The sequence below is a fragment of the Mycobacterium sp. 236(2023) genome, assembly GCF_029623955.1.
Taxonomy (GTDB): Bacteria; Actinomycetota; Actinomycetes; order Mycobacteriales; family Mycobacteriaceae; genus Mycobacterium.
This window is the reverse complement of record NZ_JARSBP010000013.1, coordinates 21,320-32,935: the sequence shown is the minus strand read 5'-3', so window position 1 is coordinate 32,935 and position 11,616 is coordinate 21,320. Positions and strand designations below refer to the sequence as shown.

The window sequence follows — 11,616 nt, the reverse complement described above, 5'->3', positions numbered from 1 at the left end:
TATCACAACAACTAGACAGTATCTGTCATAGTGTGTCGAGCATAGTGTGATGGGAGAGTCGTGATCCAGATCGGCCGTCAGTGGCATGTCAACCACGTTGTCGACGACTATCGCATCGTCACGGATTGGTACCGCGAAGTTTTCGGGGCGGTCGATGTTTTCACCGACGACTGGCTCGAACCGGAGAAGCGGTGGGCGTCGATGGTGACGATCGCCGACCTAGCCGTCGACGTCATGGCACCGACCACCGAGGGCGCCGATCTTCCGTTGGGTAGGTTCCTCAAGCGCTTCGGGCCTCACCTGCACGCGGCCGCGTACTTTGTGAACAGCCCGCCCGCTGACGTCTACGACGCGCTGACCGCGGCCGGGGTCCGGTGCTTCGGACTCGCGGGCTCCGGCCGAGACGCGTTGGCGGCAAAGCCGATGAGCCCCGTATTTACGCACCCCAAGGACACAGCGGGCCAGCTTGAATTCATGCCGTTCGTCGAATCCAAGCCCGGACCACTGGGAGTGCCGGGTAAGTGGGAAGATCCGAGATTCCTTCCCGGCTGGTCGAATGGGCCGTGGCGGGCCCATCCGCTCGCCCTGACCGGATGGCGGTTGGGCGTGGTGGTCCACGAGCTGGAGCGCGCGACGGAGGTGTACGCGGCGCTCGGTGCACATGTGGTGCGGGACGAGCGGTCCACCGCCGCGCACCGCCGCCTGCTCACGTTCGGGACGAACACGCTGGTGGAGCTGATCGCGCCGCACTCTGAGGACACCGTTGCTGCGCGGGACCTCGCGGCGAATGGCGAAATCATGCACGCGTGCGTCTTCGAGACGGCCGACCTCGCCGCAGCGGAGTCGCATCTTGTGGAACACGGGGTCGGGATCGCCGAGCGAGACGGTCAGCGACTGACCGCCGATCCGAAGACCTGTCACGGTGCCGTCATCGAATTCGTCGGCTGTGCCTGAATTTTCCGCCGAGTTGAGGCCGCTGTGTCGGGTGGTCTACGAGATCGGCGAGCCCATCTCGGTATCCTCCGGTCCCACGGGCAACCGCATTGTCGGCGAGATCACCAGCGCTCGATTCGAGGGTGAGCGTCTGCGCGCATCGCTGAAGGGCGTTGCTGCGGCCGATTGGGCGTTCGTCGAGCCGAGCGGGCGCGTCCTTGTCGACGCCCGTCTGACGATCCAAACCGATGACGGCGCCATCATTCTCGTCAACTACACCGGGAGGATGGATGCACGTACCGGAGTCGTCTATTCGTCGATGTACTTCGAGACCGGTGATGACCGCTACGCGTGGCTGACTCGCGTTCTGGGCGTCGCCAAGGGAAGTGCTGGGGCTAGCGCGGTGGAGTACGACGTTTTCGAGGTGGCGTGAGCACAGTCATCCTCGTGCGAAGCGGCATGTCAGCGAAGCGTCATCTCCACACTGGTGTACCCCCGCACCGTAGCGGTGAGCACACGTTCGTGCGCGCCGATCGCATAGTCGGGGAACTTCCTTGCCACGTATTCGAAAACCATCTGCGCTTCACGGCGTGCCAGCCATTGGCCCAGACAGATGTGGATTCCCCACCCGAAGTAGACGTCGGTGCCCCGCGGTCTCTCAAGGATGAAGCGATCGGGGTCGTCGTAGCGACGCTCGTCCCGGTTGGCGCTGCCCAGCAGTAGCAGTACCCAATCGCCGGCCTCCATCGTCACACCGTGCAGTTGCACCGGCCTGATGAGAGTGCGCGCCACCCAATGACTGGGGGTGTCGTAGCGCAGAGCCTCGTTCACCGCGGCCGGAACGAGACTGTGATCGTCGACGATGCGCCGCCACTGATCGGGGTGGTCATGCATGGCTACGAGGCCGTTCGAAATCAGCTTCTGCGTGGTCTCGGAACCGGCTGCCGACAGCAGGTTGCAGAACATGAGCACCTCGTGCGGCGTGAGCGCGCGATCCGCGGAGATCTCGGGATCGTGGAACGTCGCCTGCAGCACGATGCTGATCAGATCGTCGCCAGGATCGGTGCGTCGGGCCTCGATGAGATCGCCGATGTAGGAGCTGATCTTGCGGTTGGCCTCGATCGCGCTGCGCGGCATCACGACCTCGCCCTCATGGCGGGTGAGGAACTCCTCCCACCACACTCGCAGTTGCTCGCGGTCCGCGTGAGGGACGCCGAGCAGGTCGCCGATGACGTCCGTGGGCACCGAGAAGGCGAACGCCTCCATAGCGTCGACGGTGCTCCCCGGTGTCAACCGATCCAAGTGGTGGTTCACCACCGACTGCAGCGAGTTCTCCAGTGCCGCAACGGCGCGTGGCGTAAAAAATCCCTTTAGAACCCCGCGGATACGGTCGTGTCGGGGTGGGTCCATCGAGATCACCGAATACTTGCGGCCGTCGTCATCCGGATTCTCCGGCGCAGGGCCGAGTTTGGACGAGTAGGTCTCCCAATCGCGCAGCGCGGTGGCGACATCGTCGAAACGGGACAGGACCCACCATCGGTCCTCGGGATCCCGGTACACCGGTGCCTCTGAACGCAATCGGCGGTACACCGGATAGGGATCGTCGAAGATCGCCTTCGAGAAGGGTGAGTACATCAATTCGTCGGTTGAGGACACCATGGATCAGTCGCCTGTCATTCGTTGGACGCGTTCGATGAGTTCCAAAAGATTGCCGTCCGGATCGGTCAACATCAGACCCCGGTTGCCACCCTCGAAGGCGACGGAACGATGGGCGAGCAGGCGTCCGCCGTACCGTATGACGGCCTCGGTGAGCGCGTCGGGGTCGTCCACCCGGAACGACAGGTGCGTGAAACCGAGTTGGTTCATTGCACGAGGTTCGGTGTCACCGGTCGTGCCGGGCGCGGTGTATCCGAGCAGTTCCAGACGAAAGCCGTCGCGCTGCAGATACACGAGCTCCAGCACGAGGCCGTCGACGTCGAGCAGACGAGCCGATGCGTTGTCATCGACGTGCATACCACCGACTCTCTCGAAACCGAGTGCTGCACAGTAGAAAGTGGTCGCGACATCGATATCGCGTACGCACAGGCCCACGTGGGTGAGGCGCAATCCTGCGGTCATTGTGCGATGTCGTCGAGTATCGAGTTGTGATCGCCGAGCAGTGGCGCCCGGGTGGTGGGCGCTACCGGACTGGCGCTGAACAGATACGGCGCCCCTGGATACACGACGGTGCGATCGAGTTCGGGATGTTCCACCGGCACGTGCATGCCGCGCGCGACGGTGTGCTCGTCGTCAAAGGCCTCGTGTGGTAGCAGAATTGCGCCTGCAGCGAAGCCTCGTCGCTGGCTCTCGATGAAGAACTGCTTGGCGGGTAGCCGTGAGGCGATCAAGTTGATGGCTTCGCGCGCTGCGCCGAGAATCGCAGTTGTCTCGTCGTCCTCACCTATGGCGGCAAGATCTACCGGGCGGTCACGCGACGCCGCCAGCTCCAGGAAGAACGTTTCAGGGAGCTCTTCCGTCAGCGCAAGGTCGTTGAGCCAGTTGACGAGGCCCGCGAAATCCTCAGGCTTGCGTGGCAGGACGCCGGTTGTTGCGTAGGACCCGTCGGCGCAACGGACTTGCACAGGGGCGCTGGGCGTGGGGAAGGCGTGCCGCCCGGTCTGCCGAACGCACACCGCTTGATTGACCAGCCAGTGGTAGGTGGTCTGCTCGCACGTCACATTGCAGGCGGCCGTGACATTGACGTCTATGAACTGACCGACGCCGGTGTGATCGCGGTGCGACAGCGCGATCAGGGCACCGATGGCGCCGTACATGCCGCCGATGTTCGCGGACTGGTCGCCGGAACCGCGCATCGGAGGAATCGAGTGGTCGTCGTACCCACAGTTCCACATCGGCCCACCACCGGCCAGGACGGTCAGGTCGGTCACCGGGTCTTCGGCACGCGCACTGCCGACGCCGAACGGGGTGATCGACACCCAGATCAATTGCGGTTGTCGGGCAGCGATATCGGGGTAGGCGAGCGCTCCGCCCGCTACCAGATCACCTGCCGCGAAGACGATGTCGGCACTCGCGATCAGGCGATTCAGCGATTCCGTTCCGGATTCCGTATCGAGATCTACTGTAACGCTGCGCTTTCCGGCGTTACCTCCCCACCAGCGCAGGCTACGGTCGGCACCGGGTTCGTCGTCGACGAACGGTGGACGTCGCCGGTGCGGCGAACCGGTGGGGGGTTCGACGACGATCACTTCGGCGCCGAGCTCAGCCAGCGTGCGGCCCGCGATCGGGGTGTATTGATCGCTGATCTCGATGACACGAAGATCAGCCAGCGCGCTCAGATCACACCTCTTTCGGCCCAGTCATCGAGGGTCTGATCGCTGTGGCCGAGGAGCCCTCCAAAGATCTCGCGGTTGTGCTGACCAAGTTTGGGCGCGCTCCTGTCGATGCTCCACGGTGTCGCCGAGAACGTCATGGGGATCCCTTCCACCCGGACTGTGCCGATGTCGGGGTGAGACACTGTGGGAAACAAGCCATCTCGTGCGAGATCCAGATCACCGTCGATTCTCTCCGGTGGGCTCTTGACCACACTCGCCGGGATACCGATGTCGATGAGGTCGTCGGCGAGGCTACCGGCCACCCTCGTCGAAGTGGCGGCGCCGATGATCGCGTCGAGTTCAGCGGCCGCAGCTAGTCGCTGCGCGAGGGTGGCGAACCTGTCGGCGGTCAACGCCGGCTCGTCGAGCACCTTCGCCAGCAGGGCGACCTCTCGATCGTCACGGCAGGCCATCGCGATCCACCGATCGTCGCCGAGACACGGATAGACGCCGTGGGGCGCGCACTCGCCGAAGTCGGCGCGGTTTCCGCCCGGCCCCGTGGCGCGCCCATTTACGGTCCATTCCAGAATTTCGGTCGGTAGCATCGCAATTCCGGCGGGCACCGTGGCCAAGTCGACGTGCTGACCCTCGCCCGCGCGTTCGCGATGGTGCAGTGCGGCCAGGATTGCCACTGTCATGTAGAACGCGGACCCATGGTCCATATACGAGAAGCCCCAGCCCGCCGGCTCGGTGTTGGGTAGTCCAGACGTCGCCGTCAGTCCACTGACCGCCTGCACGATGGGGCCCCACGTCTTGAAGTCGCGATACGGTCCGGTGTGGCCGAATCCGCAGTTCGACACATAGACGATATCGGGCTTGATGGCCTTGAGGTCCTCGTATCCGAAACCGCGTTTGTCCATCACGCCCGCGGCGAAGTTCTCGCACACGACATCGCTGACGGCGACGAGTTCACGGAGCAACCGCGCGCCCTCGTCGGTGCGCAGGTTGATCGTGACGCCCTGTTTGCCGACGTTGTGGTTGTTGAATCCGGCGCCCAGATCCACCCCGCGGCGGTCGTCGACGTACGGCCCCACCCCGCGCAGTGCGTCCCACATGCCGCGGGTCGCCGGATCCTCGACGCGGATGACCTGGGCGCCGAACGCGGCGAGTATCTTGGTCGCGCCTGCGCCCGCCAATTGTCCACTGAGATCGCACACCCGAAGGTGTGACAACGCACTTGCCACGGCCGCTACCATATCGCAAATAAACACTTTGTGTTCTTTTGTACAGTTATGATGGCGGTCCCGTGTGGCGCGGTCTGACCCCAGGGACGTGTGGAGCGAACGGAGTGGATGATCGATGAGCGGACCGATGTCCGGAGTGCGTGTCCTCGAAGTGGCCCAGTGGACCTTTGTGCCTGCAGCAGGCGCGGTTATGGCGGACTGGGGGGCAGACGTCATCAAGATTGAGCACCCCCAGACGGGTGACTCGCAGCGCGGTCTGCGGCAACTCGGGCACATCACCGTCGAGGGCGACCGAAACCCGGTGATGGAGCATGCAAATCGCGGCAAACGGTCGGTGGCCCTGGATATGTCGACACCCGACGGGCATGAACTACTCATGGAAATCGCGCGCTCCAGCGACGTGTTCCTGACCAACTTTCTGCCGGATGCGCGGAAGAAGCTGCGGATCGACGTCGACGATGTGCGGGCGGAGAACCCCGACATCATCTATGCCCGCGGGAGTGCCTACGGGCCATTGGGTCCGGACGCGGGCAAAGGTGGCTATGACATGACCGGTTTCTGGAGCCGCGCCGCCGGAGCACTCGGGTCGACGCCGTGCGATCTGGACGGTGTGGTGCCCCAGCCGGGTCCGGCATACGGCGATTCGATCGGCGGTATGACCATCGCCGGTGGAATCGCGGCGGCGCTGTTCGAACGCGAGCGCACCGGAACGGCTCGGGTGGTGGACATCTCGCTGTTGGGCGTGGGCGTGTGGGCGTCAGGGGTCGCGATCAACGCGGCACTGGCGAGCGGAACCCCGTGGCAGACCAATCCGAGCGGGGCAAACGTCACGCCGAACAATCCGCTGGTCGGGTTCTACCGGACATCGGACGGCAGGTTCCTCGGAGTGTCGATGTTGCAGGGGTTCCGCTACTTCGCCGAGTTCTGTCGTCGGATCGGCGTGCCCGAACTCGCCACCGACGAACGATTTGCAAGTCACGCCTTGCTCGCCGCCAACGCACCTGCCGCGATCGAGGTGCTGCGCGTGACTCTTGGCGCCCGCCCATTGGAGCACTGGCGGACAGTCCTCGATGGCTTCGATGGGCAGTGGGCGCCGGTGCAGAATACCGCCGAGGTGGCGATCGACCCGCAGGTCCGCGCCAACGGCAATGTCGTCGCGGTGGAACAGGGCGGGCAGACCTTCGATCTGGTGGCGAGCCCGGTGCTCTATGACGAGACGCCGTTGTCGCTGAACCCGATGCCCGAATTTGCTTCCCACACCGAGGAACTCATTCTTGAACTGGGCGGCGACTGGGACCGGATCTTAGCGCTCAAGGAGAGTGGCGCGATCGCGTGATCACGCTCTGAGGACGGCGGCGGCACACGAGCCACCGCCTCCCACGGCCTGAACCAACCCGATGCGCGGACTGCGCACCTGTCGGTGCTCCGCCTCGCCGCGAAGTTGGACGACCACCTCCGCGGTTTGCGCGAGGCCAGTGGCGCCGATCGGGTGGCCACGTGCGATGCAGCCGCCGTCGGTGTTCACCGGGAGTGCACCGTCGTAGGCGAGGGCGCCGGCCTCGGCCAGCTTCACGATGTCGGATGAGTCGGCCAGTCCCATCGCCACGAGAGCCGTGATCTCCTCACTGGCGCACATGTCGTGCAGGGATACCACGTCGATGTCGGGAGGCGTCACGCCGGCCGCCGCGTACGCCCGTTGAGCGGTAAGAGTCAACTGCGACGGCGGCCCCACGACGGGCCCGACGAGCGGCCAGGCCGGATCTGCTGGCCAGCTGGTCTGTTCGATAGACAGCACCGATACCGACCGGGGGCGTGGTTGGGCAGTGACGACCACTGCCGCGCCTCCGTCGACGGAGGCGTGGCACATCATCTTGGTCAGGGGGTCGGCCACCATGCGCGCGCCGAGGACGTCGGCGACGGTCACCGGGTCGACGCTTCGCCTGGCCGCCAGCGGGTTCAGCCGGGCGTGGTTGTGCGACTTGGCCGCCACCGCTGCGATGACATCGGGCCCGCAGCCTGAGTCGTACAGCCACCGTGCCGCTTCGATCGCATAGTGGGTTTGCGGGGGGAAGCGATCCCAGAAGCCGACCGCAGCGGGAACGACACCGCCCGGTTCCAGCGCGGTTGTCTTCTCGTAGCCGATCGCCAAGGCTGTTCGACAGCGTCCGGACGCGACCGCCCACACAGCGTGGCGAAGCGCGACAAGACCGCCTGCCGAGGCGCTTTCAGTCGCGGTGACGGGAATCCCTGTGCGCCCCAACGCAAGGGCGACCTTCAAGCCTGTCTGGGGCGGTGCCAGCGCCGACGCGGTGAACACCTCGCCGACCTCGGCATAGTCGATATCGGCGTCCGCCAAGGCTTTTCGAGCCGCAGCGACACCGAGGTCCGACAGCGGGATCTCGCCATGTCTGCCGAACTCAGTGACCCCGACTCCGGTGAGATATGTCGTGTTCATGCGGCACCCGCGGAGAAGACGTTGACCGCCTGCTCGTCGAGGGTCCTCACAACCACCGCACCGATGGTGCCCGGAGCCGGTCGGTCGCCTTCGACCAGCACCTGGATGCGTCCCTCGGTGGTGTCGACCCACGCGACGCTGTAGCCGTCGGTACCGAAATCAGAAAACGGCGACCTCGACGGAATGAACGTCGATGACCACACGGTGGCGCGATCAGATGGTGGTGGTGTCGGCATGCGATGTCCTCGTGTAGTCGGCAGTCGAACTCCCGAGTGCGGGCGGCGGTGCGAGTGGCACCGGGCCCTCGCCGGAGAACCGCCACGGCAACCCGACCAGCTGGCCGGTGCCGAGATCGGGGTCGGGATGTGCGATCTCGGGGAAGAATCCGCGAGCTGCCAGGTGCGGGTCGGTGACCAGTTCGTCGGCGCGGCGGATGACCGCGGCTTCGATGCCTGCACCCTGCAGTTTGAAGGCTGCGTCGTCGGCCCGGTTCGTGGCGATGAGCATCGCCACGAACTCGGCCTGTTCTGGTTGCCGCTGTTCATCGCGCAGTTCGACTGCGACCCAACGATTGTCGGTGGCGCGGTGGACACCGCGGGCTACGGAATCGCACGGCGACTGGTGTTCGGTCATCGCGGCCGCCACGAACTCGGACACGGTCGATGCCACCACCTCGGCCATCGAGAGATCGACGACCGCTCCGGCGCCTCGACACGGCCCAATCGCCCACGCGGCGATCACCACGGCGCCGACCACCGACGACAGGGGGTCTGCGAGCACGGTCGCCAAGCGCGCGGGAGTCCCGTCAACTGCCGTGGTCAGGCCTGCGAGCCCGCCATAGGACTGAACATTGTTGGCGTACACGCGGTATCCCGCCAGCGGGCCATCTGAGCCGAAGCCTGAGACACGCAGCGTCAACCGCCCCGATTCGGCGAGCTGGCCCGGGTCAACCGCGAGCCGCAGCAGCCGAGAGGAGCCCACGTTCTCGATCAGCACGTCCGAATCGGCGAGGATGGCAGCCACGTCTTCGCGGGCGCGCGCCGGATCGAGCAACACGCTGCGCTTGGAATGATTGGCCACGGCGTAGTAGGCGCCCCGCTCCGGGCCTGCGACACCATCAGCGAACGGCCCACTGCGGCGGTATATGTCGAGTCGTTCGGGGTCCTCGATTCGGGCCACGGTGGCGCCCATGGCACCAAGCAGCGCACCTACGATCGGGCCCGCCAGAACATGGGTCAGTTCGGCGATGCGCAGGCCGGCGAGCCCCTGCCGCCGCGCCTGCGCGGTCGGGGACCCCCGGTTGATGGACCATGGCGGACCGAGGACCACGGTGTCGGTTCCGTCGAGTTGAACGGAATGCAGCGACCCGCGGTACGCGATTTGTGGCGATGCGAGGAGCTCGGAGGGGTGATTGACCGGAGTGGAGGGCACGCCGTGGGCCTGCAGCAGGTCTGCACAGTCAGCCTTGCGCCTTTCGGAGGTCCACTCGGTCACGCGGGCGTTGATGGTGTCGGCGTTCTCGATGCGGGCGGGCCGCTCGTCCAGCCCGACTGCCCACTCCGGGTCGCCGAGGGCGGCCCGAAGTCCCTTCCACTGATGGTTCTCCACGGCGGTGATACGGACCAGGCCGTCGCGACAGGGGAATACCCCCGACGGCGCGAGATAGCGTCCGCTTCCCGCCCGGCCGGGGCATCGGTACAGGACGTGCGCACACTCCGGCAAAGCCGCCGTGAAGATGACCGCCTCTTGCGCTGACACGTCGACCACGACGGCGCCTCCGCCGCGGTTGCGGCGATCCAACCCGTGCAGGGCCGCCAGTGCCGTCACCGCGCCCGCAGCCTTTGATGCGACGTAACCCGGCGCCGGCACCGGAACGCCGTCGGCGTCCTCGATGGTGGCCAGCAGGCCGCCGCTGGCCTGCATGGTGATCTCGCCCCCGGGCCTGTGGCGCAGCGGGCCGGTCGCACCAAAAGGCGACACCGTGACGAGCACAAGCCCGTCACGGGGGACCACGGGTGAGGCGGCGCCGTCGGTGATGACGATGTCGTAGTCGGCCGGGTCCGCGTCGGTCCCCCCGGCCAACACGTTCTTCCCGCGGTCCAGTACGAGGTCTACGGCCGCCGCCGTCCCGTTGGACGTGGCAATGAGCGGCCCAGCTCGGCCGCTGCGCGTCGGTGCTGTTCGGGTGACATCAGCGCCTAGCAATGTGAGCAACGCAGCGGCCGCAGATCCGGTCACGCCGTTGCCGTCTTGCAGCACCCGGATACCCGAGAGAAACCCCGAGGACGGCACAGCGTCGGTCAACTCGCGTCAGCTCCTGCCATCGTGGGTCGTCATAACGCAACAATTGAACAGTATCCGTCCGATTGTTGTCCAACCCCACCGCACGGAGACGTGCTTCACACATTCACACACAATGTTCTATTGTTCAGGAATGGTGACGACCACAGCCCTGTCCGAAGCCCGTTTTGACGACGCTTCGTTCTACCTCGGTGACCCCAACGCGACGTTCCGACAGCTGCGTGAGACCGACCCGGTGCACTGGTATGAGCAGGGCAAGTTCTGGGTCGTCACCAAATACGACGACATCAAGACGATCTCCGCACGGCCCGAGAAGTTCAAGTCCGAACGTATCGCGATCATGATGGACCTGATCGCGCATCGCGAGGGTCGTGACCCACAGGGGTACGGCGGCCGCGGGATCCTCTTCATGGACCCACCGGAGCATCGTGCGCACCGCAAGGCGATCGGCGTGCGCTTCACCCCGGCGGCCGTGGCCAAGATAGAGACACGTGTTCGCGAGGTGATCGCCTCGATCTTCGACGACCTGCCCGATGGCGAGTTCGACTGGATCGAGCGGGTCGCTGAACCGTTCCCCGTGTACGTCTTCGCCCACCTCCTCGGCGTGCCGGAGGAGGACTGGGCCAAGGTGGCGGGCTGGGCCACCACGATCGCCAAGGTCGGCAGCGGTGTGGCCGACGACAGTGACATGGAGACCATCTTCGGAGAGGTGGCGCCCTATCTGATGGCGCTCGTCGCCGAGCGCGCGAGCGCGCCCACCGACGATCTGCTGTCGATGCTGTCCCAAGTGCGTATCGACGGTGAGCCGTTCAACGAGATCCAGGTGATGACGTACGCGCTCACCCTGCTCGCTGCCGGCAGCGAAACCACCCAGAGTCTGATCGCCGGCATCGCAGCGTGTTTCGACATGCATCCCGACCAAGCCCAGCAAGCGCTCGCCGATCCCGAGGTGGGCAACAACGCGGTGGAGGAGGTGCTGCGTTGGTGGACGCCCGTGATGAGCATGGCGCGTCAAGCCGCGCAGGACATCGACGTGCGCGGTGGAACGATTCGCGAAGGCGACGGTCTCCTGCTGGCGTACGCCTCTGCCAACCGCGACGTCGACCACTGGGGCCCGACCGCCGAACAATTCGATGTCCACCGCGCCGACGCCGCGGGACACCTCGGTTTCGGAGTGGGAGAGCACTTCTGCATGGGCGCCGCACTGGCCCGGCGTGAAGCCCGCGTCGTTCTCGATGAATTGATCAAGCGGACGAAGGGACTTCGCGTTACGGGCGAGGGTGTACTTCGGCCATCGTCTCTCGTGCACACCTACGATCGACTGCCGGTCACTCTGGACTACCGCTGATCTTCGGCGACGCACACGTTCAGG

The 11,616-nt window shown here is 65.5% G+C and carries 11 protein-coding genes; 4 read left to right on the top strand and 7 right to left on the bottom strand.

All coding sequences use genetic code 11. The features are described 5' to 3' along the window. Positions 1-60: 60 nt before the first annotated feature. Positions 61-954: a VOC family protein gene (locus P9A17_RS31420; RefSeq protein WP_278042720.1), complete on the top strand. Its 894-nt coding sequence runs from the start codon at positions 61-63 to the stop codon at positions 952-954. Continuing rightward, positions 947-1,366, top strand: coding sequence for a DUF3237 domain-containing protein (locus P9A17_RS31415; protein WP_278042719.1), 420 nt, complete (start codon positions 947-949; stop codon positions 1,364-1,366). Before P9A17_RS31420 ends, P9A17_RS31415 begins: the two co-directional genes overlap by 8 nt. A gap of 29 nt (positions 1,367-1,395) precedes the next feature. On the opposite strand, the gene P9A17_RS31410 is transcribed toward P9A17_RS31415, so the two are convergent. The 4 genes from P9A17_RS31410 to P9A17_RS31395 are packed head-to-tail and all read right to left on the bottom strand — an operon-like array spanning position 1,396 to position 5,488. Beyond that, positions 1,396-2,592, bottom strand: a complete 1,197-nt coding sequence (locus P9A17_RS31410; protein WP_278042718.1) for a cytochrome P450 — start codon at positions 2,590-2,592, stop codon at positions 1,396-1,398. A 3-nt stretch (positions 2,593-2,595) separates the two neighbouring features. Further along, positions 2,596-3,051, bottom strand: coding sequence for a VOC family protein (locus P9A17_RS31405; RefSeq protein ID WP_278042717.1), 456 nt, complete (start codon positions 3,049-3,051; stop codon positions 2,596-2,598). Then, positions 3,048-4,259: a CoA transferase gene (locus tag P9A17_RS31400; protein WP_278042781.1), complete on the bottom strand. Its 1,212-nt coding sequence runs from the start codon at positions 4,257-4,259 to the stop codon at positions 3,048-3,050. Before P9A17_RS31400 ends, P9A17_RS31405 begins: the two co-directional genes overlap by 4 nt. A gap of 5 nt (positions 4,260-4,264) precedes the next feature. Continuing rightward, entirely contained in the window at positions 4,265-5,488 is a 1,224-nt protein-coding gene (locus P9A17_RS31395) for a CoA transferase (protein ID WP_278042716.1), read from the bottom strand. 115 nt (positions 5,489-5,603) lie between these two features. Between P9A17_RS31395 and P9A17_RS31390 the strand changes: the two genes are divergently transcribed. After that, positions 5,604-6,824: a CoA transferase gene (locus tag P9A17_RS31390; protein ID WP_278042714.1), complete on the top strand. Its 1,221-nt coding sequence runs from the start codon at positions 5,604-5,606 to the stop codon at positions 6,822-6,824. On the opposite strand, the gene P9A17_RS31385 is transcribed toward P9A17_RS31390, so the two are convergent. From P9A17_RS31385 to P9A17_RS31375, 3 genes are read right to left on the bottom strand one after another with little or no spacing between them, the layout of a single operon-like run. Beyond that, on the bottom strand, positions 6,825-7,943 hold the full coding sequence (locus P9A17_RS31385) for a thiolase family protein (protein ID WP_278042713.1): 1,119 nt from the start codon (positions 7,941-7,943) through the stop codon (positions 6,825-6,827). Further along, the gene (locus tag P9A17_RS31380; protein ID WP_278042712.1) at positions 7,940-8,179 is read right to left on the bottom strand and encodes a hypothetical protein; all 240 of its coding nucleotides are present in this window, start codon (positions 8,177-8,179) and stop codon (positions 7,940-7,942) included. Before P9A17_RS31380 ends, P9A17_RS31385 begins: the two co-directional genes overlap by 4 nt. Next, positions 8,157-10,247, bottom strand: a complete 2,091-nt coding sequence (locus P9A17_RS31375; protein ID WP_278042711.1) for a CoA transferase — start codon at positions 10,245-10,247, stop codon at positions 8,157-8,159. Before P9A17_RS31375 ends, P9A17_RS31380 begins: the two co-directional genes overlap by 23 nt. A 130-nt stretch (positions 10,248-10,377) precedes the next feature. On the opposite strand from P9A17_RS31375, the gene P9A17_RS31370 reads away from it, so the two are divergent. Continuing rightward, complete coding sequence (locus P9A17_RS31370; RefSeq protein WP_278042710.1) at positions 10,378-11,592, top strand: cytochrome P450; 1,215 nt, start codon at positions 10,378-10,380, stop codon at positions 11,590-11,592. Positions 11,593-11,616 lie beyond the last annotated feature (24 nt).

Coding starts and splice junctions, on each gene's coding strand:
- P9A17_RS31370 (WP_278042710.1), top strand. CDS start 10,378: ATGGTGACGACCACAGCCCTGTCCGAAGCCCGTTTTGACGACGCTTCG.
- P9A17_RS31410 (WP_278042718.1), bottom strand. CDS start 2,592: ATGGTGTCCTCAACCGACGAATTGATGTACTCACCCTTCTCGAAGGCG.
- P9A17_RS31380 (WP_278042712.1), bottom strand. CDS start 8,179: ATGCCGACACCACCACCATCTGATCGCGCCACCGTGTGGTCATCGACG.
- P9A17_RS31405 (WP_278042717.1), bottom strand. CDS start 3,051: ATGACCGCAGGATTGCGCCTCACCCACGTGGGCCTGTGCGTACGCGAT.
- P9A17_RS31385 (WP_278042713.1), bottom strand. CDS start 7,943: ATGAACACGACATATCTCACCGGAGTCGGGGTCACTGAGTTCGGCAGA.
- P9A17_RS31390 (WP_278042714.1), top strand. CDS start 5,604: ATGAGCGGACCGATGTCCGGAGTGCGTGTCCTCGAAGTGGCCCAGTGG.